This is a genomic window from Mesorhizobium sp. M0030 (genome assembly GCF_040323695.1).
In the GTDB taxonomy this organism is placed as follows: Bacteria; Pseudomonadota; Alphaproteobacteria; order Rhizobiales; family Rhizobiaceae; genus Mesorhizobium.
This window is the reverse complement of sequence record NZ_JAMYVE010000009.1, coordinates 57,154-80,892: the sequence shown is the minus strand read 5'-3', so window position 1 is coordinate 80,892 and position 23,739 is coordinate 57,154. Positions and strand designations below refer to the sequence as shown.

Sequence of the window (23,739 nt, the reverse complement as noted above, 5' to 3'; positions counted from 1 at the left end):
GTTCCCACCCCGAAAGCCAAGGCCGAACCCCCTCAGCGGTTCGCCCGCGGAATGTGCCCGAGAAGCATTAATGATCCGCTAACCATAACCAATCCAGACTGCGGCCAGAGCCACATTGCCCTGCGGTATTCCGCCGGTTGTCGGCGGAACCCCGGCCGGGCTATAAGTCGGCGGGGGTGTTGCTGATGACCGGTTGGATCGTGCCTTGTTTCCTGTGCATGGCGCTGCTTGCGGGCAGCGGCTGCGCACGCAGCTATGACGGCACGGTGGTGATCCCGAAGCCGCTCGATATCAGGCGGGTCTGGGATCGCGATCCGTCGCAGACTGAGGCCAGCCGGATGCAGGCGGCAGCCGGTGTGTTTCCGACGCCGCCGCCGCAGGAGCCCTACCGGCCCGCGGCACGCATGCACACAACACAAATAGCTGCGCCAAGGCGGCACGTCAGGTCCAGCCCTCCCAGCATGGCTTCCGAACCGGCCAATCCGCTCACCTGCAAGAATGTCAGCGAACCCGGCAAACGCTACAGGATGGTTTGCGAATAGCTGGTACTAGAGCAATTCCAGGAAAAGTGTGAAACGGTTTTCCGTCCGGAATAGCGTAAAACAAAGACATAGAGCGGTTCGCCGTTTCGGTGAAACGGTGAAACGCTCTAGGCGCAGGTTACTCCGCCGGGAAGAAAGCCGGCCCGACCACCCTGACCGGCCGCGAGCCGGCCAATGGCTCGACCGATTGTCGCTGGGCGGCGCCCCTGGCCTCTGCAGCGTCTGCGCCAGGCTGGAGAAGTTGCGCCACGGTGCCAAGATCCGGCTTCGCTGACGGCAAAGGAATGATCGCGTTGGCCATATTGGCTGGCGTCACCGTGCGCGCTCTCAGCTCGGCAACGCGCCGGTGATAGCGCTTGAGGTCGCAGGCCCTGAAGTTCGCATCATTGCGATATTTGAAGGCCGTCGGCAGGTCCTTGTATGATGTGCGCGTATCGAGCGCGACCATCTCTTCGGTTTCAAGGCTTGGATCACTGAGCGTGTACAGGTCGACGCCGGCATCGTCGCAGATGTAGCGGCACTGATCGACCATCTCCTTGACATCGCCGCCTTGCACGAACTGCGATTTCGGCGCCGGGAAGAAATAGCCGTCGGAGAGACGAACGCAAAACAGCATCGAATTGCTGCCGATCATGGCGCCAGCCGGACGCTGTCTTTGTTGCCCGGCGGCGGGCGTGCAGCCGAGCGCGACGAGCCTGGCCTGCAGTCCGGACGCATCCCGGCGCGAAATCGCGGCGCCGGCGATCTGGCGTTGCACCTGTGTGCGGCTTTTGGCGAGGTCGGCGCAAGCATTGAAGAAGCCCCCCACCGCACTTTGCGCCGTGCACCGGCGTTGCCTCTCCAGCCCCTGGATCGCCGCAAGCTGGCGACGTAGCTGCGCAAGCTCGGAGCTGATCCCGCCGCTGCGGCCGGACGGTGCCAGCTGGCTCCTGAGCGCGGCGCATGGATCGGCAAGGGAAGCCGAAATGCCGAGGACGCTTGCCGACACCAGTGCAAAGGTCACGACAAGCCACAAACGCATCATCGGCGACACCTGGTCCTTGTACCCCTGTGGAGCCGATCGCCGCTCCAGCCGATTGAGCCTCAATGCGTGAGGTAAGTCTAATTCAAGAGACGCCAGCAACCGCCAGGTATTTTATGCCGAGTGTATTATGCCGGTTCCTGTAAATTCGCTATTACACTTTTGTTTCAAGATTGCGACGAGGCCAGGCTCGGGCGAGCCCGGGCCGCCGCAATCATCGATCCCGCGTTATCGGGCCCTTGCGGATGAAACCTTTCTCCGGTGTCTCGCGTTGTGTCGGGCAAAGGAGACGAAGATGTCTATTCACTTCACTGTCTCTGGCCTGACCAGGAACCTGTTCCACTCGCTGGGGCTGGACCATGAGCGGGCGCCGAGAGCGCTCGATCCCGAACAGAGCCTGTTGCTGGAATGCTATCTGGCCGGACAGATTCCGGAATCCGCCTGGGCCGACTACGTCTTCGAGACGCCGGAACTGCAGCGGCATGTCGATATCAGACGCCCGCACAACTGATCAGAGCAACTTCAGGAAAAGTGTGAGTCGTTTTTCCGGGAAAAGCGCGTAGCGCTTTCCCCTGGGAATTGCGTCAAGACAACGAGAGAGGGGGTCGCCGTTTCTGTGAAAACGGTGAAACGCTCGCCCGCTCGCCTACTGCTTGGGCGAAGCGAATTGCACGGTGAAGACATTGCCCGCGACGCCTTGCGCCAGCGTCGGCGAGAAGCTCAACGGGAGGCACTTTTGCAGGGCAGTGGTTGCGGCGTCGACGAATGATTTCCTGGTATCGCGGCCATCGACCTTGATCGCCGTCGGCCGCGGCGGACCGATCAGCGTGCCGTCGCGCTTGAAGCTGAAGCTCAAGGTGACGCTGGCATTTCCAACACCCGCCGGCGGCGTCCAGCACGCCTGGATGGCATCGCCGACCTCCGCCATCGTGTCGAGCGGCGCGGCATTGCACGGGTAGCCTCCGACCAACACAACACCGGCAATCGCAAACACTCTCGCTACGCCCTTCATAAAGCTCCTCGTGTGTCGTCCGCCGACCATGATGGTAGGGTCGAAGCAGACGATGGCAATATGCCTGATGTCTTACAGCATGAGACGCGCCTGATGGCGCATCGGCGAAAAGCAAAAGGCCGGCATTGCGCCGACCTTTCCCTTCACCCTTGCGCCAGTACATCCGTGGTCGCGCGGTGCCTTCAATAGACAGCGTTCTGGTTAATGAATCCTTAGCGTTGCGCGTTGGCCTGCGACTTCACATACGCAATGTAGCCGCGCACGTCGCCGGCCGGCTCGGCATAGGCCTGGCCGAGTTTCTTCTCCATCGCAGCGACATACTCCATGGCCCATTTGGGCAGCGCATAGTCGATGACGGCCAGGAACTCCAGCGTCGATGCCAGGCGTATGTCGGCGATCGACGGGTGCTTGCCGCCGATGAACGGCTTGCCGTCCCTGAAGAAGGAGTGAAACACCTCCAGCGGCTCGGCAATCGCCGCCATGGCGGCCTTCTGCGCCTCGGACTTCTTCTCCGGATGAGCGTCGCTATGGCCGACCTCGCCGGCATAGTGCGGGAAACCCAGCGCCGGATAGGTGGCGCGCGCCACATACGGGTAGAGCGTGCCGATCAGGTAGAACATGGCGCTGTCGACCATCGCCCGCTTGGCCGGCGCCTTGGGATAGAATTTCTCCAGCCCGTGCTTGTTGGCGAGATACTGCATGATGGCACAGCTCTCCCAGAGCACGCCGCGCGGCAGCCCCTTGTCCTCGATCATCGGCGTCAGATGCGCCGGATTGCGCGCCATATATTCGGGCGAGCGCGTGTGGCCCCAGGCGTCGGTCTCGGCGGCGTCGAACCCGGCCGCACGGGCAAACACCCGGACGGTCATGTTGTTGACGCTCGGCTTCAGCATCGAGAGCTTCAGCGCCGGTTTTTTCGCCGCCTTGACCTTCGGCGCGGATTTCTTGGCAGCCGGCTTTGTCGCGGCTTTCGCGGCCGGCTTTGCGGCTGCCTTCGGCGCGGCCTTTACGGCCTTTGCGGCCGGCTTCGCAGCCGCTTTCGCCGCAGGCTTGGCCGCTGATTTCCCGGCGCTCTTGATCACTGTCTTTGCCATTATGGTCCTCCCCTTTTGCTGGCCGTCAGTATGGATTCTTCGGCGTCCGGTCGTCCGACAAGGTCGCGCGCGACCACTCGACCAGCGTCTGGATCGCGTCGGCAAGGTGCGCTTCGGCGATGTTGTAGTCGCCGCGCGCAACGCGCAGCTTGTGCGCCTGCATCAGCACGTCGGCATGGGTGAAACCTGCCGGCGGATCGAAGCGATAGGAGGCGAGTTCGATCAAGAGGCCGAGCGGATCCTCGAAATAGATCGAATCCATGAAGCCGCGATCCTTGACGCCGCTGTGCTTGATGGCGCGTTCGTCGAGCCGGGCGACCGCCTGCAGGAAAGTGACGCGCGACACCGAGAACGCAATATGATGGACGCAGCCCGGTTCGGTGGGCGTGCGCCGCTTGACCGGCGTGCGGCTCTCGTCGGTGAAGACGGTGATCAACCTGCCGTCGCCGGGATCGAAATAGAGATGACTTTCGCTTGGCTTGTCGAGGTTGGGCTGCTCGAAGATGAACGGCATGCCGAGCACGCCCTCCCAGAAATCGATCGAAGTCTGGCGGCCGGCGCCGACGAGGGTGATGTGATGGACGCCCTGCGACTGCAGTTTCTGCATCGGTCTCCTCCTCGCCGACCCTCGCCTATGTTCCCCGGCGTCTTGCGCGCCGCAACGCCCTTTGGCGAGGCTTCGTACATGATGCTAGTGCAATTGGCAGCGCCGCGCCAGAAGCTCGCGGAGACTGCCGGCGCTGGATGGTGAAAGGGGTTTGAGTTGCATGACCTGAGGCTACGCGACCGCTCTGAGCTCGGCTTCCGCCAGCGTGCCCAGGCCCGCGCATTCGGCGCATGCCATGGTCTGCCCGGGACAGCCGGCCCGATGCGTGCCTTGCGGGCAGCAATGCCCTTTCGACTCGCGCCATTTCAAGCAATCGAAAACCTGCCCGCTGCCGTGACAGCACGGGCATATCATTTTTGCCGAACTCATACCTGCTATGCCCAACCAAATCCGCGTTGCCGCAGATGCTATCCCCGCACCGCAAGTAACAGAGATCGCTACGCTTTCAAGCGTCGCGGTCTGACTTAAATTGGGTGTATCTGTGACGCGGATTTGCCGGGTTTTCGCTTATGCCGCCGGCCCTCGCGGTCACACGCGATCCGCGCGGCTGCTGCCCGAAATTGTCGATGATGCGGAAGGAAAGCGGTTGCTTGGTACGCCCAAGGGGAATCGAACCCCTGTTCCCGCCGTGAGAGGGCGGTGTCCTGACCGCTAGACGATGGGCGCGTTCAAGAACCGGCGATATAGGCTGACGGTTTGGAAAAAGCAACTGGGCTTCGAACGGCCGGACCGCTTCTGTGCAATCTCGGTTTGCGGACTTAGCGTTTCGGCTCGATCAGGTCCCACAGATTGCCGTAGAGATCGGCGAAAACCGCCACGGTGCCGTACGGCTCATGGCGTGGCGTTTCATGGAAATCGACGCCGTTTTCCAGCATCGTCGCATGGTCCCTGGCAAAATCGTCGGTTTCGAGAAACAAAACCACGCGGCCGCCGGTCTGGTCGCCGACGCGGCTTTTCTGCACATCGTCCAACGCTTCCGCCAAAAGCAGCCGGGGGCCTTGCCCGGCCGACGGCGTCACCGTCACCCAGTGCTTGCCGTCACCGAGATCGATGTTGTCGCAGAGCGCAAAGCCAAGCTTGCCGACATACCAGGCAATCGCCTCGTCATAATCGGCGACGACGAGCGTAACGGTTGCTATGCGGCGATGGTCGGCAAACCCGGTCATTGTTTCGGCCCGCTCATTTGTTGCGGATGGCGAAGCGGCCGATGATACGGCGCTCGGCGATGTCGTAGACGAAGATGGTGCGGCTGCCGTCGCTGAGCTCGGCGTCGATTGAAATTCGATTGCCCGACAGAGCCTGGCTGATCACCTTGGCTCCGACCGGGAGCACTATGTCGGCCGCGAGCGGCTCGCCGGGCGGAATTGGAATGTCGTTGGCGAGCGGCGGGTTCGCGGGCGGCGCTTTGCGCGATTTGTAGACAATGGCCGCGATCACCACCATAAGGGCCAGCAAAAGCAGGCCGAGATTGATGGCCATGAAACGGATGAGCCTGCCGCGCACCTTTTCGATCTCGGGATCGAGCGGCTTTTCTTCTTCATCGGCAACGGGCCGGGCCATGGCAGAACTTTCCGGAACTTTTTTCGATGAGCGCTCATAGCGAAGAGACCCCTGAATTGATAGAGGCTGGACAATTCATAGAGGCGGCGCCGACCGTGCTCGAAGCCGGCGCGGAAGCGGCCGGCCAGCGCCTCGACCAGTGGCTGGCGAGCGCCCTCGGGCCTGACATGTCGCGCAGCCGGGTGCAGATGCTGATCCGGCAAGGTGCCGTTTCGATCGACGGCAAGCCGGTCGACGAGACCAAGCGCAAGATGAGTGCCGGCGAGCGCGTATCGGTCGTCATGCCCGAGCCGGAACCGGCCGAACCGCAAGGCGAGCCCATCGTGCTCGACGTGCTTTATGAGGACGACGAGCTGATCGTCATCAACAAGCCGGCCGGCCTCGTCGTCCATCCCGGCGCCGGCAACTGGACCGGCACGCTGGTCAACGCCCTGATCCACCACTGCGGCAACAGTCTTTCCGGCATTGGCGGCGTCAGGCGGCCGGGCATCGTCCATAGGCTGGACAAGGAAACGAGCGGCGTCATGGTGGTGGCCAAGACCGACCGCGCCCACAAGGCGCTGTCGGAGGCCTTTGCCGACCACGGCCGCACCGGCGACCTCGAACGTGCCTATCTGGCGCTGGTCTGGGGAATCCCGTCGCGGCCGGCCGGAACGGTCGATGCGCCGCTTGGCCGTGCCGCCGACCGCGTGCGCCGCGCCGTCGTGCCGGAAGGCCGTGACGATGCCCGCCACGCCGTGACCCATTTCACCGTCAAGGAGCGTTTCGGCGAGGGCCAGCAGGCGTTCGCCACCGCCAGCCTGGTCGAATGCCGGCTGGAAACCGGCCGCACCCACCAGATCCGCGTCCACATGGCCCATATCGGCCATCCCGTCATCGGCGACCCCGATTACGGCCAGGCCTTCCGCACCAAGGCCAACCGGCTGCCCGAGCGGCTGAAGGGTCAGGTCAAGGCATTTTCCAGGCAAGCTTTGCATGCCTGGCTCCTTGCATTTCGGCACCCGGCTACCCATTTATCGATGAGGTTCGAGGCGCCGATACCGGGGGACATGGAGGAACTCGTCGGCGGCTTTCGCAAACTCTGAACCCGAGCAATTCCAGGAAAAGTGTGAAACGGTTTTCCGTCCGGAATTGCGTCTAAACAAGCCAGCTAAAACCTGAGCGGGATTGTTCACTTCAGCGTGACACACTGTTTCGTGTTGAACAAATGCCTGTCTTTTCTGGTTTTGTTCCTATATAAATCAGCTGCCGCGGGCGAGCCTTTTGGTGCTCGCGTCACATGCCCGCCGCGTTTCGGGGGCATCACTCCAATAGAGAGGGGGCGCTATCATGGCCCAGTCACTACCCAGTATTGTTTCCGGCGAAGGCGGCCTCAGCCGCTACCTGGAAGAAATCCGCCGCTTTCCCATGCTTCAGCCGCAGGAAGAGTACATGCTCGCCAAGCGCTACGCCGAGCATGAAGACACCAGCGCTGCGCACAAGCTCGTCACCAGCCATCTTCGGCTCGTCGCTAAGATCGCCATGGGCTATCGCGGCTACGGCCTGCCGATCGGCGAAGTGATCTCGGAAGGCAATGTCGGCCTGATGCAGGCCGTCAAGAAATTCGAACCCGAGCGTGGCTTCCGCCTCGCGACCTACGCCATGTGGTGGATCAAGGCCTCGATCCAGGAGTACATCCTGCGCTCGTGGAGCCTGGTTAAGATGGGCACGACCGCCAATCAGAAGCGCCTGTTCTTCAACCTGCGCAAGGTGAAGGGCAAGATCCAGGCGCTGGACGATGGCGACCTCAAGCCCGACCAGATCACCGAGATCGCCACCCGGCTGAACGTGTCGGAAGCTGAAGTCGTGTCGATGAACCGCCGCCTGTCCGGCGACGCGTCGCTGAACGCGCCGATCCGCGCCAGCGAAGGTGAATCCGGCGAATGGCAGGACTGGCTGGTCGATGACCACGAAAGCCAGGAAGACATGCTGATCGAGCAGGACGAGCTGGAAAACCGCCGCGGCATGCTGTCGGGCGCTCTGGCCGTGCTCAATGATCGTGAGCGGCGCATCTTCGAGGCCCGCCGCCTCGCCGAGGAGCCGCTGACGCTGGAAGAATTGTCGTCCGAGTTCGACATCAGCCGCGAGCGCGTGCGCCAGATCGAGGTGCGCGCCTTCGAAAAGGTGCAGGACGCGGTCAAGGCCGCCGCCAAGCGCCAGATGCAGGCCCTGCGCACGATCGAGGCGCAGCCCGCGGCGTAAAGCTGGGTTCGGCTAAGGAACAGAAGGCGGCGTCGGGAAACCGGCGCCGCCTTTTTTTATGTCTTACGCTTACGCTGGCGATTGGCGAAAGCATTCTTGACATCCAATCTCCCCCCTTGCGGGGGAGATCGGCAGCTTCGCCAACTGCCCTCTCAAAGCCCATCAAGCGGAAACTTCAGATACCGCCTCCCATTGGCCTCCGGTTCCGGCAGCCGTCCACCATTCATGTTGACCTGCAGCGCATGCAGGATCAGCCGCGGCATCGGCAGTGTCTTGTCGCGCGCTTCGCGCAAGTCGACGAACTCGGCTTCGCTGCGCGCCGCAACGAGGTGGATATTCTTTGCCCTCTGCTCGGCGACCGTGCTCTCCCAGCACGGCTCGCGGCCGCCGGCCTGATAGTCGTGGCCGACAAACACCCGCGCTTCGTCCGGCAGCGCCAGAATGCCCTGGATCGAATGCCACAGCCGCGCGGCACTGCCGCCGGGAAAGTCCGTCCTTGCCGAGCCGCTGTCGGGCATGAACAGCGTGTCGTGGACGAAGGCTGCGTCGCCAATGACATAGGTGATCGAGGCCAGCGTGTGGCCGGGCGAGAACAGCACCTTGACCGGAAGGTTGCCGATCATGAACGTTTCGCCTTCCCCAAACAGCCGGTCCCACTGCGAGCCGTCGGCGGGGAAATCCGGCCAGTTGTAGATCGCCTTCCACAGCGCCTGGACTTCGACGATCCTGTCGCCGATCGCCGTCGGCGCGCCGGTCCTTTCCTTGAGATAGTGCGCCGCCGAGAAATGATCGGCATGCGGATGGGTGTCCAGGATCCACTCGAGCTCCAGCCCGTTTGCCCGGACGAAATCCAGCAAGGCGTCGGCATTCTTCGTCGCCGTCGCGCCGGATTTTTCGTCAAAATCGAGGATCGGGTCGATGACGGCGCAGCGTCTCGTCACCGGGTCGGTGACGACATACTGGATGGCGCCGGTCGGCTTGTCGTAGAAGCCGGCGACCTCAGGTTTGGCCGAAGCGATGTCCAATGTCCGGCCCCCCTGCCCCTTGCCCGACAGGAACCGTTTTCTCCGTCGGGTTGAACAAGAGCATGGTCATCTGGCAAAGCGCGCCGGTCAAGCACGCCTTGCCACAAATAGGACTGAAGCCACAAATAGCTCCGACGGAGAAAACCTAGGCTGACGGCTGCTTGGTCTTCCTGAGATAGGGCAGGATCGTCTCGAAAGCGCCAAAACGCTTGACCGCATCTTCGTTCGAAACCGCGGCGGTGATGATCACATCCTCGCCCTGCTTCCAGTTGGCCGGCGTCGCCACCTGGTGCTTGGCCGTCAGCTGCATGGAATCGACCGCGCGCAGGATCTCGTCGAAGTTGCGGCCCGTCGTCATTGGGTAAGTCAGCACCAGCTTGATCTTCTTGTCCGGCCCGATGACATAGACCGAGCGCACCGTGGCGTTGTCGGCCGGCGTGCGGCCTTCCGACGTCTCGCCGGCGCCCGCCGGCAGCATGTCATAAAGCTTGGCCACCTTGAGGTCCTTGTCGCCAATCAGCGGGTAGTTCACCGTCTGGCCGGTCGCCGTCTTGATGTCGGCCTGCCACTTGTCGTGGCTCGCAACGGGATCGACGGAAATGCCGATGACCTTGACGTTGCGCTTCTTGAACTCGCCTTCGAGCCCCGCCATCGTGCCCAGCTCGGTGGTGCAGACCGGGGTGAAATTCTTCGGATGGCTGAACAGGATCGCCCAGCCGTCGCCGATCCAGTCATGAAACTTGATCGGCCCTTGCGTGGTCTCGGCGGTGAAGTCAGGCGCGATGTCGTTGATACGAAGGCTCATGGCATTATTTCCCCAGCAACAGATTTCGTCAGGAGCGGCCGTGGACGGCGTCAACGCTCCGGCATTCCCGCATCTTAGCGCAAAAATCGCGGCTGCAGGACAATAGGAAACTATTATTGGCGACGGAACGAGCACTTTCGTTCTACGGACCGACGTTGGGCCGACAATCTTTCGTTTGTGCGGGAAAGGCTCAGGCCTTGTTGACCGCCAGCGACGTGGCCAGGTCTTCCATGCGCTGGGCGAGCGCGCCGAGCGCGCTGGTCAGCACGGTGTCGTTCTTGTCGGCCTTGGTCAGCGCTTCGTCGCGCGTCTTGCGCAGCGTCTGCACTTCGGTCTCCATGCCCTTGACCCGCTTCTGCAGCTCCGAAAGCTCGTCCATCACCATGATGCCGGCCATCACCGTCAGCCGCTGGTCGCCGATCTCGCCGAACGAATCCTTCAGATGCGAGACATAACGGTCGAACCGCTCGGCGAGGTCGATCAGGTGCTCTTCCTGACCCTCGTCGCAAGCCATGCGATACTGCTTGCCGTCGATGGAAACCGTGACCTGTGCCATGGCCTGCAGCTCCTACCTGTCCAGCACCGCGCGGATGGTTTCCATGGCGGTCACCAAGCGGCGCGACACTTCCTTGTTGGCATCTTCCAGCCGTTCGGCGCGGGCTTCGGAATTGTCGAGTTCCTGCGCCAGCCGTGAACGGTCGGCGTTCATGCGCTGCACCTCAGCCTCGGCTTCGGAATAGTCGCGCTCGTGCTCGAGCTTGGCCGCGACGGCGTTTTCCAGCCCCTCGATGGCCTTGCCCAGCCTGTGGATGACTTCCTTGAGTGTGGTTTCGCCGGTCATGGCCTTCGTCCTGTGCCCTGCCCATCACCGAATCGCTTCGCGTTCAGAACGCGTTAACAAGGAAACATTAGGCACCGGGTGAAGGCAACGTCAACAAAGCTCTCGCGACTGTCCCCCGCTAACGCTAATGTAGGTCGCCCCATAAGGTCTCAAAGCCATCACAAGACCGGCAAATGTGCAGCCGATTTGTTGACTAAAAGCCCGTGGCTGCTATGTGTCGCGCACTCTTTCCTGGGCTCTGCCAAGCCCACAAATCCCCACCCCGGAGGTACCATGACGTCGCGTGAACAACATGACCGGATGGCCAATGCGATCCGTTTTCTCTCCATGGACGCCGTCGAGAAGTCCCAGTCCGGCCATCCCGGCCTGCCCATGGGCTGCGCCGACATCGCCACAGTGCTGTTCACCCGCTTCCTGAAATATGATCCGAAGAACCCCCATTGGCCGGACCGCGACCGCTTCATCCTGTCGGCCGGCCATGGTTCGATGCTGCTCTACTCGCTGCTGCATCTGACCGGTTACGAGGACATGACCCTCGACCAGATCAAGCATTTCCGCCAGCTGGGTTCCAAGACCGCCGGCCATCCCGAATACGGCCATGCCACCGGCATCGAGACGACGACCGGCCCGCTCGGCCAGGGTCTCGCCAATTCGGTCGGCTTCGCGCTCGGCGAGCGCATCATGAACGCCGCCTTCGGCAACGACCTCGTCGACCACTACACCTATGTGCTGGCCGGCGACGGCTGCCTGATGGAAGGTGTTTCCCAGGAAGCCATCGCGCTGGCCGGCCACCTCAAGCTCAACAAGCTGATCGTCTTCTGGGACAACAACAACATCTCGATCGACGGTCCGGTTTCGCTTGCAGACAACACCGACCAGGTCGCCCGCTTCCAGGCCTCCGGCTGGAACGCCAGCCACATTGACGGCACCGACCCCGAGGCGATCGCCTACGCCATCGAAGCCGCCCGCCATTCCGACAAGCCGACGATGATCGCCTGCAAGACGACCATCGGCTTCGGCGCCCCGACCAAGGCCGGCACCAACAAGGCGCACGGTTCGCCGCTCGGCGCCGACGAGATCGCAGGCGCGCGGAAATTCTTCAACTGGGACTCGCCGCCCTTCGAAATTCCGGCCGACATTCTCGACGCCTGGCGCACCGCCGGCAAGGCAGGCGTCAAGCCGCGCACCGACTGGGAAGGCCGCCTGGCCAAGGCCAAGCCTGAGTTGAAGGCCGAGTTCGAGCGCCGCCTCGCCGGCAAGCTGCCGTCGAATTTCGATGCCGTCATTGCCGACTACAAGAAGAAGCTGTCGGCCGACAAGCCGAAGGTCGCCACCCGCAAATCGTCGGAAATGGCGCTGGAAGTCATCAATGGCGCGGTGCCGGAAACCATCGGCGGCTCTGCCGACCTCACCGGCTCCAACAACACCAAGACCAGCCAGACCAAGAACATCACGCCGGACGATTACGGCCAGCGCTATGTCCACTACGGCATCCGCGAGCATGGCATGGCGGCCGCCCTCAACGGCCTGACGCTGCATGGCGGCCTCATCGCCTATGGTGGCACCTTCATGTGCTTCTCCGACTATGCCCGTCCGTCGATGCGGCTGGCGTCGCTGATGGGCATCCGCTCGATCTTCGTCATGACCCATGATTCGATCGGTTTGGGCGAAGACGGCCCGACCCACCAGCCGGTCGAGCACCTGGCGGCGCTCCGCGCCATCCCCAACCACAATGTCTTCCGCCCGGCCGACGCGGTGGAAACCGCCGAATGCTGGCAGATCGCCATTGAATCGGAAAAGACCCCGTCCACCCTGGCGCTGACCCGTCAGAACCTGCCGACGGTGCGCACCGAGCACTCGGCCAGGAACCTCAGCAGCCAGGGCGCCTATGAACTGGCCGCGGCGAGCGGCGAAGCGGCGGTGACGATCTTCGCCACCGGCTCCGAGGTCGAGATCGCGCTCGGCGCCCGTGATTTGCTTGAAAAGCATGGGCACCCGACCCGCGTCGTCTCGGTGCCTTGCTTCGAACTGTTCGACCAGCAGAGCGACGCCTACCGCAAGGAGACGATCGGCAACGCGCCGATCAAGATGGCGATCGAGGCCGGCATCCGCCAGGGCTGGGATCACCTGATCGGCTCCGACGGCATCTTCATCGGCATGACCGGCTTCGGCGCTTCCGGCACCATCGAGCAGCTCTACCCGCATTTCGGCATCACCGCCGAAGCCGCGGCCAAGGCGGCGGAAGCCCGCCTGCACGGCAAGTAAGATCAGGGTCAGTCCCGCGCACCTCCAAGGCGGATTCGCGGGGCTGGACCAACCTAATCGATTTAAATTCGGCCTTCTGCGGCTGGATTCTTGTGCCATCCGCCGCTATGAAGCTGCGGACCCATCTGCCGCCTCCAGCTCCCAGGGAGAGTAAAATGACCGTCAGAGTTGCCATCAACGGATTTGGCCGCATCGGCCGCAACATCCTGCGCGCCATCCATGAATCCGGCCGCAAGGACATCGACGTCGTCGCCGTCAACGACCTCGGCCCGGTCGAGACCAACGCGCATCTGCTGCGCTATGACAGCGTGCACGGCCGCTTCCCGCACGAAGTGTCGGTCTCGGGCGACCAGATCACCGTCGGCAAGGAGACCTTCAAGGTCACCGCGATCAAGGACCCGGCGCAGCTGCCGTGGAAGGAGCTCGGCATCGACATCGCGCTCGAATGCACCGGCATCTTCACCGCCCGCGACAAGGCTGCCGCGCACTTGACCGCTGGCGCCAAGCGCGTCGTCGTCTCCGCGCCTGCCGAAGGTGCTGACCTCACCGTCGTCTACGGCATCAACCACGACAAGCTGACCAAGGACCACATCGTCATCTCGAATGCGTCCTGCACCACCAACTGCCTGGCGCCGCTGGCCGCCGTGCTGCACGAGACCGTCGGCATCGAAAAGGGCATGATGACGACGATCCACTCCTACACCGGCGACCAGCCGACGCTGGACACCATGCACAAGGATCTCTACCGCGGCCGCGCGGCTGCCCTGTCGCAGATCCCGACCTCGACCGGTGCGGCCAAGGCGATCGGCCTGGTGCTGCCCGACCTCAAGGGCAAGCTCGACGGCATCTCGATCCGCGTGCCGACCCCCAACGTCTCGGTCGTCGACTTCAAGTTCATCGCCAAGCGCGCCACCACCGTGCAGGAGATAAACGAAGCGGTGATCGCTGCCTCCAACGGCAAGCTGAAGGGCATTCTCGGCGTCACCCATCATCCGAATGTGTCGATCGACTTCAACCACGATCCGCGCTCGTCGATCCTGGCGCTCGACCAGACCAAGGTCATGGACGGCAACTTCGTTTCGGTGCTGTCCTGGTACGACAATGAGTGGGGCTTCTCCAACCGCATGGCCGACACCTCGGTCGCCTTCGGCAAGACCATCGCCTGATCTGAAGGCATCGTCTCGCAGCTTCGAACGCCCGGCTTTGCCCGGGCGTTTTTCGTCAGTCAGCGCGCCGGGCAAGGCGCGCCGGGCCGCCAAACGCCGGAAAATCAGCGGCATAAGGCAAAAAGCCATCCTTGCGCCTTGCACCGGCCATGCCTTCGCCCCACTCTCCCGTGAATCGGTAGAAAGAGGAATTCGAGGGGCAAATCACGGATGGAGCATGCGATCTATCTCGTCACGCTGGTCGGCACAGCGCTAGTCGTCGCCGCAGCGTTCTCGAGCCTGATCGCCTTTCGCTTCGGCGCCCCTTTGCTGCTGCTCTTCCTCTGCATCGGCCTCGCCAGCGGCGTCGATGGTCTCGGCATCGAATTCGACAATGCGCGCGTGGCATATTTTGCCGGCTCACTGGCGCTGGCGGTCATCCTGTTCGATTCCGGTTTCGGCACGCCGCTCAACGCGCTGCGCCAAGCGGCCGGACCGGCGCTGTCGCTGGCGACCTTCGGCGTAATCCTGACCACTGGCCTGTTCGGCGCCGCCGCCTATTATCTGCTCGACCTCAGCTGGCTGGAATCCTTCCTTCTGGGAGCTGCCGTCGCCTCGACCGACGCGGCTGCGGTGTTCTTCCTGCTGCGCGCCGGCGAAATCAATCTGCGCGAGCGCGTGCGCGCCACGCTCGAAGTCGAATCCGGCACCAACGACCCCATCGCCATCTTCCTGACCATCACGCTGGTCGAGATCATCGCCGCCCACGCCAATCCCGAGACCCATGTGCTGGTCACCGACCTGATCCTCGGCTTCCTGCTCAATATGGGGCTCGGCGCCGTCGTCGGCGTGCTTGGCGGGCTCGGCATCGTGCGCCTCGTCGACCGGCTCAACCTCGACCATGGCTTGCTGCCGATCTTCGTGCTAACCCTGTCGCTGATGGTGTTCGCCGCGGCCGGCGCCATTGGCGGCTCGGGCTTCCTGGCGGTCTATCTCGCCGGGCTGATTGCCGGCAACTCCGACATCCGCGCCGTCACCATCCTGAAGCGCTTCCAGGACGGCATGTCGTGGCTGGCACAGATCATCATGTTCCTGATCCTCGGCCTGTTCGCGACACCCTCGCAGTTTCCGGCGATCATGGTGCCGGCGGTGCTGCTCGGCCTGTTCCTGATGTTTGTAGCGCGCCCGGTCGCCGTCTGGCTCTGCCTTATCCCGTTCCGCCTGCCGCGTCCCGAGATCGCCTTCGTCTCCTGGGTCGGCCTGCGCGGCGCCGTGTCCATCCTGCTTGCCATCACCCCGCTGCTCGGCGGACTGGAGAACGGCCGCACCATCTTCAACGTCGCCTTCATCATCGTGCTGGTATCGCTGGTGGTGCAGGGCTGGTCGGTCGGTCCGCTGGCGCGCCGGCTCGGCCTGATCGTGCCGGCGAGGCTCGGGCCGCTCGACAAGGTCGAACTCGAACTGCCGGGCTCCGCCCACCACGAACTGCTCGCCTACCGCGTGGCGCCCGGCAGCCCGGTGGCGCGCGGCGAGCGTATCCCGCGCTGGGCACGGCCCTCGTTGGTGCTGCGCGACGGCCGCTCGATGCGTTTCCAGGACATGGGCCGGCTCGCGGCCGGCGACCAGGTTTACATCTTCGTGCCCGACCGCTATCCGCGCCTGCTTGACAAGCTGTTTGCCAGCCGCGCCGTAGTCGACCCCGAGGATGCCGACTTCTTCGGCGCCTTCGCCGTCGATCCCGCCCGCTCGGCCGCAGAGCTCGAGGCCGCATACACACCGGGATTGAGCGAAGCCGAGCAGAAGCTCACCGTCGGCGCGCTGGTGACGGCAAGGCTTGGCGGCCATGCCGAATATGCCGACCGGGTGCTGATCGGCCCGATCGAATTGATCGTCCGCGACGTCGACGACAAGGGCAAGATCACCGGTCTCGGCCTCTCCTTCGAGCCGACCGCGCCGGTGGCGCGGGTTCCGGTGTTCCTGAGCGCCGGCGAGATCGGCGATCGTGTCTCCGCCTTCATCCGCAACTGGCGCAAGCCGACCGAGACGCAGACTGCAGAGGCGACAGCCAATGAGAAGGCCCTTGAGCCGACGGCGGAAAAGATAACGACAGAAGGCTGACAAGCGATCGGTTCACGCTGACGTCCCGCATCATCACGACAGCCTTCGCCTTGATCTCAAAATTTAGCTCGCACCCCGGCTCAAGCCTTGCATCGTCATCGATGCGAGGTATGGTCCCGGCGATTTTCCACGGAAAGGAACCCGCATGGCCGCCTTCAAGACACTCGACGATATCGGCAATATCAGCGGCAAGCGCGTGCTGGTGCGCGTCGACCTCAACGTGCCCGTCGCCGACGGCAAGGTCACCGACGCCACCCGCATCGAACGCATCGCGCCGACCATCGCCGAGCTGTCCGGCAAGGGCGCCAAGGTCATCCTGCTCGCGCATTTCGGCCGCCCGAAGGATGGTCCCTCGCCCGAATTCTCGCTGGAGCCGATCGCCAAGGCTGCCGCGGAGGTGCTTGGCCGCCCCGTCGGCTTTGCCGGCGACTGCGTCGGCGACACGGCGGGCAGTGCGGTCGCCGCCATGAACAAGGGCGATGTGCTGCTGCTGGAAAACACCCGCTTCCACAAGACCGAGGAGAAGAACGACCCGGCCTTTACAGAGCGGCTCGCCGCCAATGGCGATATCTTCGTCAACGACGCCTTTTCCGCCGCCCACCGGGCGCACTCCTCGACCGAAGGCCTGGCGCGGCTGTTGCCGTCCTATGCCGGCCGCACCATGCAGGCCGAGCTCGAGGCGCTGGAGAAGGGGCTCGGCAATCCGGTCCGCCCTGTCGTCGCCATTGTCGGCGGCGCCAAGGTGTCGACCAAGATCGACCTGTTGATGAACCTGGTGAAGAAGGTCGACGCGCTGGTGATCGGCGGCGGCATGGCCAACACTTTTCTCGCCGCGCGTGGCACCGCTGTCGGCAAGTCGCTGTGCGAGCATGACCTTGCCGCGACCGCCAAGCAGATCATGATCGAGGCCGCCGAAGCCGGCTGCGCCATCATCCTGCCTGTCGACGGTGTCGTCGCCAAGGAATTCAAGGCGGGTGCGGCCAGCGAGACCGTTGCCATTTCGGATGTCCCGGCTGACGGCATGATCCTCGATGTCGGCGAAAAGACCGTGAAGACGATCGGTGAATGGATCGACCGCGCCGCGACCCTGGTCTGGAACGGCCCGCTCGGCGCCTTCGAGATCGAGCCTTTCGACCACGCCACGGTGGCGGCGGCCAGGCACGCGGCGGCCCGCACCAGGGCCGGCAAGCTGGTCTCGGTCGCCGGTGGCGGCGACACGGTGGCCGCCCTCAACCATGCCGGCATCGCCGACGACTTCACCTATGTCTCGACCGCCGGCGGCGCTTTCCTCGAATGGATGGAAGGCAAGCCGCTGCCCGGCGTCGACGTGCTGAAGAAACAAGCCTGACCGGATCGGGGGCGCAAAAACGGACGCCAGGAACTTTCAATCGATTCGAGCTTTCCGATCCCATTCCTTTGGCGGTAGACTTCCGTTACGCGCGGAACGTACCCCCTTAGGAGAAGAAAAATGAGCGAACGTCTCGAAGACATTGCCGCCGCGATGGTGGCCGGCGGCAAGGGCCTGCTGGCCGCCGATGAAAGCTCCGGCACCATCAAGAAGCGCTTCGACGTCATCGGCGTCGAATCGACCGCCGATAGCCGCCGCGACTACCGCGAGATGATGTTCCGCGCCAAGGACGCGATGACGAAGTACATCTCCGGCGTCATTCTCTACGACGAGACCATCCGTCAGAAGGCTGCCGACGGCACGCCTCTGGTCGACATCATCAAGGCGGCGGGCGCCATTCCCGGCATCAAGGTCGATGCCGGCGCCAAGCCACTCGCCGGCTTTCCCGGCGATACCGTTACCGAAGGCCTCGACGGCTTGCGCGAACGGCTCGCCGATTATTACAAACTCGGCGCCCGCTTTGCCAAATGGCGCGCGGTGATCGACATCGACACCGGCAAGGGCGTGCCCTCGGCCAATTCGATTGCCTCCAATGCCCATGCGCTGGCCCGCTATGCCGCACTGTGCCAGGAGGCCGGCATCGTGCCGATCGTCGAACCGGAAGTGCTGATGGACGGCGCGCACGACATTGACACCTGCTACGACATCTCGAAGGCAACGCTGATCAAGCTCTATGACGAGCTGCATGCAGCGCGCGTTGTGCTGGAAGGCACCATCCTGAAGCCGAACATGGTGCTGGCCGGCAGGAAGTCGGGCAAGGTGAGCAGCCCCGAAGAGGTCGCGGAAAAGACCATAAAACTGTTCCGCGAAACCGTACCGGCAGCGGTGCCGGGCATCGCCTTCCTTTCGGGCGGGCAGTCGGACGAGGAGGCGACCGCCAACCTCAACGCCATCAACGCCATCGGCCAGCATCCGTGGAAGCTGACCTTCTCCTATGGCCGCGCCTTGCAGGCCGCCCCGCAAAAGGCCTGGAGCGGCAAGGCATCGAACGCCGCCGCCGGCCAGGCCGCCTTCACCCATCGTGCCCACATGAACCATCTGGCGGCGCTGGGACAATGGACGGCGAGCCTCGAACAGGCCGCCTGAGCGCAGTCCTCCCGTTGTCATACAACCCGGGCCGATGCGCCCGGGTTTTGTTTATGCAAAGCCCGGCTTGGACGGAGTTCGTCCATCCTTATCTACCTTTCGGCAAAAGCTGACGGCGATGTCGGTTTCTGCCCACCCGAAACGTCCTTGGGTGAACAGACAGGGAGAACTTCATGACTCGCAACAAGGTGGTTTCGCGTGAAGACTGGTTTGAGGCGCACAAGGCGCATCTGGCGCGCGAGAAGGAATTGACACGGTTGCGCGAGCGCATCGCCGCCGAGCGACGTGAACTGCCCTGGATGAAAATCCGCAAGGACTATGTCTTAGAGACCGAGCAGGGTCCGAAGAACCTGGCCGGACTGTTCGGCGCCAACAGCCAACTGATCGTCTACCACTTCATGATGACGCCAGGATCGAACCACCGCTGCGAAGGCTGCTCCTTCCTTGCCGACCATATAGACGGCGCCGATCAGCATCTGAGGCACCACGACGTGTCGCTGGTGGTGGTTGCGCGCGCGCCGCTGGCGGAACTGCTGCCTTACAAGCAGCGTATGGGCTGGAAATTCGACTGGGTGTCGTCCTACGCCTCGGATTTCAACTTCGACATGCAGGTCTCCTTCACCGACAAGCAGATCGCGGCCGGCGACACCACCTACAATTTCGAGACGCGTCCGCGCACGTCAAAGGACCTTCCCGGCACCAGTGTTTTCTACAAGGACGAGAACGGCGACATATTCCTTACCTTTATGTCGCGCGCCCGCGGCGGCGAGGCCCAGATCGGCACTTACGACTATCTCGACATGACACCGAAGGGCCGCGGCGAAAATGGCCCTTATCATAGCCTGATGGACTGGGTGCGGCTGCATGACGAATATCAGGACAAGCAGGCGGACAAGCCGAACTGCTGCGACTAGAAGCGCGTTCACCTGCGCCCAAACATGCGCTAAGGCTGCCGTTAACCTCTAACGGTATTGCCATGCGCTTCCCGGCCCTTCTTACCTGGCTCGCCTACCCCGTCTATGTCTGGCAGTGCCTCGGCGTGCGCCGCCGCACCACCCGCATGCTGCCGGCACAAGGGCCGGTCATGCACGAAATATCGGGCAAGGCGCCGGCCATCTCGCTGCTGGTGCTGGGCGATTCCTCGGCCGCTTCCGTCGGCATCGGCAATTCCGAGAACGGGCTTGCCGCGCAGCTTGCAATGCTGGTCGCAAAACGAACCGGCCTTGCCGTGCGCTGGCGCGCCGCCGGATTCAACTCGGCAACGTCGGGCCAGATCCGCGACCATGTGCTGCCCAATCTGTCGGCCGATCGGTGGACGCACATCGTGCTCGCCATCGGCACCAACGACACCAAGAATTTCCACTCGGTGCCGCGCTTCAAGAAAGAGTTCGGCGGCCTGCTTTACGCGCTGCGCGCCAAATGGCCGGAGGCCCGCGTCGTCTGGTCGCCGGTGCTGGAATTCACCCGTGCGCCGGCCATGCCGCCGCTGCTCGGCAAGATACTCGAAATCCGCGCTACCGCAATGAACCGCATGGGCGAGCGCCTCTGTTTCGAGCGCGGCGCCGTGCCGGCGCCACGGCTGCCGATCACCAACCCTGAGGCCGGCTTTGCCTCCGATGGCTTTCATGCCTCGGAAGCCGGTTACCGCGCCTGGGCCGAACATCTGGTCGGATGGGTGCTCGCCGATTGACCTGAGGGGGCACAAGCTCGGACTGGTGGGCTTCAGAGAACTGACGCGAGTATTTCCAAATACTGTTGATTGCAGCCTGCTTCCAATGGATCTGAGCCAGAATATCATCCAGCAGCAATGGATGAGCTACGGCCTGGATTCCGAAACCGGCAACGACACCTGCACGCTGACCGGCAACCGCGCCGAATCGAGCAAGCATGTCATTCCGGCCGGCCCGGCCAACGCCGCGCCTTTTATTGCGGCGAACCTGCCGGAATTCATGACGACGCGCGGTGGCGATTACTTCTTCGTGCCCAGCCTCAACGCCATCCGATTGATTGCCATGGGAACGGTGGACCCGACCTGACCCTCAAGGCTATGCCCAGTGCCCCAGCGCACCCGCCAGCGCGATGGCCGCCATGGCGATCAGGGCCAGCTTCCAGAAATCGCCGCGCCGCTTCAGGCCCGGCCAGCCGAGCGGCTTGATCAGCTGAATGGCCATCATGCCGATGATGACGAGCGCGAGGAGTTTCGACATGCCCGCCTTTGAGCAGCATCGCGACAGGCTGTCAAAGCGGTTCTTGCATGGTCTCGGTCGACTTGGCCATTCCTGACAAAAGGCTCGTTTCCGAACCGACCGCCAAGCACCTCGCAGCTTTCTTCAACGACCTGACATGCTCCTGACAGACTGCTGTCAGGAGGGGTATGCGATAGTGTCTCCATCAGAGAAGAGGAGATGGTCATGAACAGCTTTGGTATTTTGAACAGCGTACAGCACTATGTCGGCAAGATCCGCACGATGCGCAATGAAGTCCGTACCCAGCGCTTCCTGAACTCCTTGCCGGCGGACATCCGCAAGGACATCGGCTGGCCGGATATGTATGAGGGTCACAGCCGCATTCGCGAGATCTGAGGCGTTTTACATGACAATGCTTGGATGCGGACCCCGCAACGCCCGGATCATTGACATGGACCCCCGGGCGGCGACGCCTTGGGCTGGCGCAAAGACTTTTGGCGCCTGCTACGGACAATGCTGAAGGCTCCTGACAGAATGCTGTCAGGAGCACCATGCCATAAACGTGTCAGGAGACATGAATGGTGAAAAGCTGGAACGACAGGCTGAACACGCCGGGCGTCAACGGCGTGAAGCCGACGCCACGCAAAATGGGCGACGTCGTCGAGGGCCAGCCGATGCTGGTGCCGACGGCCCGTCAGGTCGATGATTTCATCCGCACGATCCCCAACGGCCTCGAGATGGATGTACGCGCCTTGCGCACCGCGCTCGCCATCGAGCATGGGGCGCAAGTGACATGTCCGGTCACCATCGGTTATCATCTGCGAACCGTCGCCGAAGCCGCCAATGAGGATCTCGAACGCGGCATGACGCTGAACGATATCACGCCGTACTGGCGTGTGCTCGACGTGAACACGCCGACAACGAAGAAGTTGTCCTTCGGCGCGGAATTCGTCGCCGTGCAGCGCAAGCGCGAAGGACTTAAACCATAATGCGTGTCGCCCAAAAGTGCGCAGCGGTTTTTGGGAGAACGACAAGCATAAAACAGGACATGGATGTCACCCGGAACCGGTTTCGGGACCATGACATTCATAGACAAGCAGCCGAGGGACCATACGATGCGACGTGCCGACAGGCTCTTTCAGATCGTGCAGCACCTGCGTGGCGGCCGGCTGGTCACCGCCCAGAAGCTCGGCACATGGCTCGAGGTTTCCGAGCGGACCATCTACCGCGACATCGCCGATTTGCAGTCGACCGGAGTGCCGATCGACGGCGAGGCCGGCGTCGGCTACATGATGAGGGAGGGTTTCGACCTTCCGCCGCTGATGTTCACGCGTGACGAAATCGTCGCGCTGGTCGCCGGCGCCCGCATGGTGCGGGCCTTTGGCGGCGCGGCCATGGCGCGTGCGGCCGACGAGGCGCTGGTCAAGATCGGCGCCGTCCTGCCCGACGCCGAGAAGGACCGCATCGCCCGCACCGAGATCCACACGCCGATGTGGGTGGTGAGCGACGCCGCGCGTGAGGCGATCGACGTGATCGAGCGCGCTGTCGAGAAGCGACAGGTGCTGACCATCGACTACCGCGACGAGGCCGGCCGCGGCACCGGGCGCGACATCCGTCCGCTCGGTCTGTGGTTCTGGGGCAAGGTTTGGACGCTGGTTGCCTGGTGCGAGATGCGCGACGATTTCCGCGCCTTCCGCATCGACCGCATCGCCTCGGTGGTCATCGCCGGCCGCATCTTCAAGCCTGAGCGCGGCAAGCAGCTTGCCGACTTCTACCGCGCCGTCGAACGCTCGGAGGACTATGGCATGACGCCGGACCGGGCGGCGCGCAGCTGAGACTTCGATAATCAATGAAAAAGCTCGCTCGAAGCGGGCTTTTTTGATGAACTGTCGCAAACCTTACTCGTCGTCCACATCTTCCTTCTTGGACTTGAGCGCCGAGAGCTTGGCGAACACGGCGTTTGCGTCGAGCTCGGCATCCTCGTCCTTCGGCTTCTCCGGCGCCGGCACCAGGCGCTCGGTCACGGCAGCCGGCAGCAGCGTGTCGCCGACAGGCTGCGCCTGCTCGCGGCCGCGCGAGGCGCGGTTGACTTCCATGTCGAGGTCGATCTGCGAAGCGAGACCCAGCGTCACCGGGTCCATCGGCTGCAGATTGGCCGAATTCCAGTGCTTGCGCTCGCGGATCTGTTCGATCGTCGACTTGGTCGTGCCGACCAGGCGCGAAATCTGCGCGTCCTTCAATTCCGGATGGTTGCGGACCAGCCACAGGATGGCGTTGGGCCGGTCCTGGCGCTTCGACAGCGGTGTGTAGCGGGGACCCTTGCGCTTGGATTCCGGCACCCGCACCTTGGGGTCGGACAGTTTCAGGCGCTGGTTCGGATCCTTCTCGGCGCGCGCGATCTCGTCGCGGGTCAGCTGTCCGGTCATGATCGGATCCATGCCCTTGATGCCCTGCGCCGATTCGCCGTCGGCGATCGCCTTGACCTCGAGCGGATGCAACCCGCAGAACTGCGCGATCTGCTCGAAGGAAAGCGCGGTGTTGTCGACCAGCCAGACGGCGGTCGCCTTGGGCATCAGCAGCGTATTGGCCATTTCAAAAATCCTTCTCGTTCGCCCGCGTTCCCGCGCGGGCGGTGGTTTAGAGCCACCAAAATGGGAAATTCGCGGCCTGTATAACCGCTCCGCTGCCGTTTCGCAATGTTTTTGGCGCAGGGCGCAGCCGTCGGACACCGGACAGCGGGGGAGGCCAAGAGGACCTCGGCTCCGGCGGTCATTGATGCCGAG

Annotated in this window: 27 protein-coding genes and 1 tRNA gene; 15 read left to right on the top strand and 13 right to left on the bottom strand. The window is 63.2% G+C overall.

Annotated features, from left to right (window positions below; translation table 11 throughout):
- The first annotated feature begins 185 nt into the window (after positions 1-185).
- Positions 186-542, top strand: coding sequence for a hypothetical protein (locus NKJ80_RS18815; RefSeq protein ID WP_352498119.1), 357 nt, complete (start codon positions 186-188; stop codon positions 540-542).
- 118 nt (positions 543-660) lie between these two features.
- Here the strand turns inward: NKJ80_RS18815 and NKJ80_RS18810 are convergent, their stop codons facing one another.
- Complete coding sequence (locus NKJ80_RS18810; protein WP_023737394.1) at positions 661-1,566, bottom strand: DUF2865 domain-containing protein; 906 nt, start codon at positions 1,564-1,566, stop codon at positions 661-663.
- 292 nt (positions 1,567-1,858) lie between these two features.
- Here NKJ80_RS18810 and NKJ80_RS18805 point away from each other — a divergent pair, with 292 nt between their 5' ends.
- Positions 1,859-2,074: a hypothetical protein gene (locus NKJ80_RS18805; RefSeq protein WP_023690098.1), complete on the top strand. Its 216-nt coding sequence runs from the start codon at positions 1,859-1,861 to the stop codon at positions 2,072-2,074.
- Positions 2,075-2,209: 135 nt separating this feature from the next.
- Here the strand turns inward: NKJ80_RS18805 and tolA are convergent, their stop codons facing one another.
- From tolA to NKJ80_RS18775, 6 genes are all read right to left on the bottom strand, one after another.
- Positions 2,210-2,575 (bottom strand): cell envelope integrity protein TolA, encoded by a 366-nt coding sequence (gene tolA / locus NKJ80_RS18800; protein ID WP_352498118.1) that lies wholly within the window; start codon positions 2,573-2,575, stop codon positions 2,210-2,212.
- A 212-nt stretch (positions 2,576-2,787) separates the two neighbouring features.
- On the bottom strand, positions 2,788-3,669 hold the full coding sequence (locus NKJ80_RS18795) for a glutathione S-transferase family protein (protein ID WP_352498117.1): 882 nt from the start codon (positions 3,667-3,669) through the stop codon (positions 2,788-2,790).
- 25 nt (positions 3,670-3,694) lie between these two features.
- Positions 3,695-4,276 (bottom strand): VOC family protein, encoded by a 582-nt coding sequence (locus NKJ80_RS18790; RefSeq protein ID WP_352498116.1) that lies wholly within the window; start codon positions 4,274-4,276, stop codon positions 3,695-3,697.
- Between the two features lie 591 nt (positions 4,277-4,867).
- Positions 4,868-4,942: transfer RNA gene (locus NKJ80_RS18785), tRNA-Glu, on the bottom strand.
- A 92-nt stretch (positions 4,943-5,034) separates the two neighbouring features.
- Positions 5,035-5,442 carry a VOC family protein gene (locus tag NKJ80_RS18780; protein WP_023818426.1) on the bottom strand — a complete coding sequence of 136 codons (408 nt, stop codon included), beginning with the start codon at positions 5,440-5,442 and terminating at the stop codon, positions 5,035-5,037.
- A 13-nt stretch (positions 5,443-5,455) separates the two neighbouring features.
- Positions 5,456-5,836, bottom strand: coding sequence for a hypothetical protein (locus NKJ80_RS18775; protein WP_023748342.1), 381 nt, complete (start codon positions 5,834-5,836; stop codon positions 5,456-5,458).
- A gap of 26 nt (positions 5,837-5,862) precedes the next feature.
- Between NKJ80_RS18775 and NKJ80_RS18770 the strand changes: the two genes are divergently transcribed.
- Both NKJ80_RS18770 and rpoH read left to right on the top strand, forming a co-directional pair.
- Entirely contained in the window at positions 5,863-6,921 is a 1,059-nt protein-coding gene (locus NKJ80_RS18770) for an RluA family pseudouridine synthase (protein ID WP_023748341.1), read from the top strand.
- A 244-nt stretch (positions 6,922-7,165) separates the two neighbouring features.
- Positions 7,166-8,077 carry an RNA polymerase sigma factor RpoH gene (gene rpoH / locus NKJ80_RS18765; RefSeq protein WP_023670124.1) on the top strand — a complete coding sequence of 304 codons (912 nt, stop codon included), beginning with the start codon at positions 7,166-7,168 and terminating at the stop codon, positions 8,075-8,077.
- Positions 8,078-8,229: 152 nt separating this feature from the next.
- Here rpoH and NKJ80_RS18760 read toward each other — a convergent pair whose 3' ends face one another.
- From NKJ80_RS18760 to NKJ80_RS18745, 4 genes are all read right to left on the bottom strand, one after another.
- Complete coding sequence (locus tag NKJ80_RS18760) at positions 8,230-9,102, bottom strand: MBL fold metallo-hydrolase (protein WP_023706285.1); 873 nt, start codon at positions 9,100-9,102, stop codon at positions 8,230-8,232.
- A 145-nt stretch (positions 9,103-9,247) separates the two neighbouring features.
- The gene (locus NKJ80_RS18755) at positions 9,248-9,907 is read right to left on the bottom strand and encodes a peroxiredoxin (protein ID WP_023670126.1); all 660 of its coding nucleotides are present in this window, start codon (positions 9,905-9,907) and stop codon (positions 9,248-9,250) included.
- A 190-nt stretch (positions 9,908-10,097) separates the two neighbouring features.
- Positions 10,098-10,463 carry a cell division protein ZapA gene (locus NKJ80_RS18750; RefSeq protein WP_023670127.1) on the bottom strand — a complete coding sequence of 122 codons (366 nt, stop codon included), beginning with the start codon at positions 10,461-10,463 and terminating at the stop codon, positions 10,098-10,100.
- Positions 10,464-10,475: 12 nt separating this feature from the next.
- The gene (locus tag NKJ80_RS18745) at positions 10,476-10,748 is read right to left on the bottom strand and encodes a DUF4164 domain-containing protein (RefSeq protein WP_023670128.1); all 273 of its coding nucleotides are present in this window, start codon (positions 10,746-10,748) and stop codon (positions 10,476-10,478) included.
- A 273-nt stretch (positions 10,749-11,021) separates the two neighbouring features.
- On the opposite strand from NKJ80_RS18745, the gene tkt reads away from it, so the two are divergent.
- The 8 genes from tkt (at position 11,022) to NKJ80_RS18705 (ending at position 20,806) form a co-directional block, all read left to right on the top strand.
- Entirely contained in the window at positions 11,022-13,013 is a 1,992-nt protein-coding gene (gene tkt / locus NKJ80_RS18740) for a transketolase (protein WP_023670129.1), read from the top strand.
- A gap of 155 nt (positions 13,014-13,168) precedes the next feature.
- A complete protein-coding gene (gene gap / locus NKJ80_RS18735) occupies positions 13,169-14,179 on the top strand; it encodes a type I glyceraldehyde-3-phosphate dehydrogenase (RefSeq protein ID WP_023683984.1) in 1,011 nt (336 codons plus the stop codon).
- A 210-nt stretch (positions 14,180-14,389) separates the two neighbouring features.
- The gene (locus NKJ80_RS18730) at positions 14,390-16,276 is read left to right on the top strand and encodes a potassium/proton antiporter (RefSeq protein ID WP_023670131.1); all 1,887 of its coding nucleotides are present in this window, start codon (positions 14,390-14,392) and stop codon (positions 16,274-16,276) included.
- 145 nt (positions 16,277-16,421) lie between these two features.
- Positions 16,422-17,624 carry a phosphoglycerate kinase gene (locus tag NKJ80_RS18725; protein ID WP_023742943.1) on the top strand — a complete coding sequence of 401 codons (1,203 nt, stop codon included), beginning with the start codon at positions 16,422-16,424 and terminating at the stop codon, positions 17,622-17,624.
- A gap of 120 nt (positions 17,625-17,744) precedes the next feature.
- Positions 17,745-18,770, top strand: coding sequence for a class I fructose-bisphosphate aldolase (locus tag NKJ80_RS18720; protein WP_023742944.1), 1,026 nt, complete (start codon positions 17,745-17,747; stop codon positions 18,768-18,770).
- A 173-nt stretch (positions 18,771-18,943) separates the two neighbouring features.
- Positions 18,944-19,684 carry a DUF899 domain-containing protein gene (locus tag NKJ80_RS18715; protein WP_023742945.1) on the top strand — a complete coding sequence of 247 codons (741 nt, stop codon included), beginning with the start codon at positions 18,944-18,946 and terminating at the stop codon, positions 19,682-19,684.
- A gap of 62 nt (positions 19,685-19,746) precedes the next feature.
- Complete coding sequence (locus NKJ80_RS18710; protein WP_352498115.1) at positions 19,747-20,460, top strand: SGNH/GDSL hydrolase family protein; 714 nt, start codon at positions 19,747-19,749, stop codon at positions 20,458-20,460.
- Between the two features lie 25 nt (positions 20,461-20,485).
- Positions 20,486-20,806, top strand: coding sequence for a hypothetical protein (locus tag NKJ80_RS18705; protein ID WP_352498114.1), 321 nt, complete (start codon positions 20,486-20,488; stop codon positions 20,804-20,806).
- Between the two features lie 9 nt (positions 20,807-20,815).
- Here NKJ80_RS18705 and NKJ80_RS18700 read toward each other — a convergent pair whose 3' ends face one another.
- On the bottom strand, positions 20,816-20,977 hold the full coding sequence (locus NKJ80_RS18700) for a hypothetical protein (RefSeq protein WP_023683991.1): 162 nt from the start codon (positions 20,975-20,977) through the stop codon (positions 20,816-20,818).
- A gap of 204 nt (positions 20,978-21,181) precedes the next feature.
- Here NKJ80_RS18700 and NKJ80_RS18695 point away from each other — a divergent pair, with 204 nt between their 5' ends.
- From NKJ80_RS18695 to NKJ80_RS18685, 3 genes are all read left to right on the top strand, one after another.
- Positions 21,182-21,352: a hypothetical protein gene (locus tag NKJ80_RS18695; protein ID WP_023670139.1), complete on the top strand. Its 171-nt coding sequence runs from the start codon at positions 21,182-21,184 to the stop codon at positions 21,350-21,352.
- Positions 21,353-21,534: 182 nt separating this feature from the next.
- Positions 21,535-21,945 (top strand): hypothetical protein, encoded by a 411-nt coding sequence (locus NKJ80_RS18690; RefSeq protein WP_352498113.1) that lies wholly within the window; start codon positions 21,535-21,537, stop codon positions 21,943-21,945.
- 126 nt (positions 21,946-22,071) lie between these two features.
- Positions 22,072-22,791 carry a helix-turn-helix transcriptional regulator gene (locus NKJ80_RS18685; protein ID WP_023683994.1) on the top strand — a complete coding sequence of 240 codons (720 nt, stop codon included), beginning with the start codon at positions 22,072-22,074 and terminating at the stop codon, positions 22,789-22,791.
- A gap of 63 nt (positions 22,792-22,854) precedes the next feature.
- Here NKJ80_RS18685 and NKJ80_RS18680 read toward each other — a convergent pair whose 3' ends face one another.
- Positions 22,855-23,547 carry a DUF1013 domain-containing protein gene (locus NKJ80_RS18680; protein ID WP_023690082.1) on the bottom strand — a complete coding sequence of 231 codons (693 nt, stop codon included), beginning with the start codon at positions 23,545-23,547 and terminating at the stop codon, positions 22,855-22,857.
- Between the last annotated feature and the right edge of the window lie 192 nt (positions 23,548-23,739).

Bases quoted from the DNA above. Each gene is read 5' to 3' on its own strand.
- NKJ80_RS18715 (WP_023742945.1), top strand. From the start codon at position 18,944: ATGACTCGCAACAAGGTGGTTTCGCGTGAAGACTGGTTTGAGGCGCAC.
- NKJ80_RS18755 (WP_023670126.1), bottom strand. From the start codon at position 9,907: ATGAGCCTTCGTATCAACGACATCGCGCCTGACTTCACCGCCGAGACC.
- NKJ80_RS18695 (WP_023670139.1), top strand. From the start codon at position 21,182: ATGAACAGCTTTGGTATTTTGAACAGCGTACAGCACTATGTCGGCAAG.
- NKJ80_RS18730 (WP_023670131.1), top strand. From the start codon at position 14,390: ATGGAGCATGCGATCTATCTCGTCACGCTGGTCGGCACAGCGCTAGTC.
- NKJ80_RS18815 (WP_352498119.1), top strand. From the start codon at position 186: ATGACCGGTTGGATCGTGCCTTGTTTCCTGTGCATGGCGCTGCTTGCG.
- NKJ80_RS18680 (WP_023690082.1), bottom strand. From the start codon at position 23,547: ATGGCCAATACGCTGCTGATGCCCAAGGCGACCGCCGTCTGGCTGGTC.
- NKJ80_RS18770 (WP_023748341.1), top strand. From the start codon at position 5,863: ATGAGCGCTCATAGCGAAGAGACCCCTGAATTGATAGAGGCTGGACAA.
- NKJ80_RS18795 (WP_352498117.1), bottom strand. From the start codon at position 3,669: ATGGCAAAGACAGTGATCAAGAGCGCCGGGAAATCAGCGGCCAAGCCT.
- NKJ80_RS18745 (WP_023670128.1), bottom strand. From the start codon at position 10,748: ATGACCGGCGAAACCACACTCAAGGAAGTCATCCACAGGCTGGGCAAG.
- NKJ80_RS18720 (WP_023742944.1), top strand. From the start codon at position 17,745: ATGAGCGAACGTCTCGAAGACATTGCCGCCGCGATGGTGGCCGGCGGC.
- NKJ80_RS18780 (WP_023818426.1), bottom strand. From the start codon at position 5,442: ATGACCGGGTTTGCCGACCATCGCCGCATAGCAACCGTTACGCTCGTC.
- NKJ80_RS18710 (WP_352498115.1), top strand. From the start codon at position 19,747: ATGCGCTTCCCGGCCCTTCTTACCTGGCTCGCCTACCCCGTCTATGTC.
- NKJ80_RS18790 (WP_352498116.1), bottom strand. From the start codon at position 4,276: ATGCAGAAACTGCAGTCGCAGGGCGTCCATCACATCACCCTCGTCGGC.
- NKJ80_RS18805 (WP_023690098.1), top strand. From the start codon at position 1,859: ATGTCTATTCACTTCACTGTCTCTGGCCTGACCAGGAACCTGTTCCAC.
- NKJ80_RS18750 (WP_023670127.1), bottom strand. From the start codon at position 10,463: ATGGCACAGGTCACGGTTTCCATCGACGGCAAGCAGTATCGCATGGCT.
- rpoH (WP_023670124.1), top strand. From the start codon at position 7,166: ATGGCCCAGTCACTACCCAGTATTGTTTCCGGCGAAGGCGGCCTCAGC.
- NKJ80_RS18810 (WP_023737394.1), bottom strand. From the start codon at position 1,566: ATGATGCGTTTGTGGCTTGTCGTGACCTTTGCACTGGTGTCGGCAAGC.
- NKJ80_RS18775 (WP_023748342.1), bottom strand. From the start codon at position 5,836: ATGGCCCGGCCCGTTGCCGATGAAGAAGAAAAGCCGCTCGATCCCGAG.
- gap (WP_023683984.1), top strand. From the start codon at position 13,169: ATGACCGTCAGAGTTGCCATCAACGGATTTGGCCGCATCGGCCGCAAC.
- NKJ80_RS18690 (WP_352498113.1), top strand. From the start codon at position 21,535: ATGGTGAAAAGCTGGAACGACAGGCTGAACACGCCGGGCGTCAACGGC.
- NKJ80_RS18685 (WP_023683994.1), top strand. From the start codon at position 22,072: ATGCGACGTGCCGACAGGCTCTTTCAGATCGTGCAGCACCTGCGTGGC.
- tolA (WP_352498118.1), bottom strand. From the start codon at position 2,575: ATGAAGGGCGTAGCGAGAGTGTTTGCGATTGCCGGTGTTGTGTTGGTC.
- tkt (WP_023670129.1), top strand. From the start codon at position 11,022: ATGACGTCGCGTGAACAACATGACCGGATGGCCAATGCGATCCGTTTT.
- NKJ80_RS18700 (WP_023683991.1), bottom strand. From the start codon at position 20,977: ATGTCGAAACTCCTCGCGCTCGTCATCATCGGCATGATGGCCATTCAG.
- NKJ80_RS18725 (WP_023742943.1), top strand. From the start codon at position 16,422: ATGGCCGCCTTCAAGACACTCGACGATATCGGCAATATCAGCGGCAAG.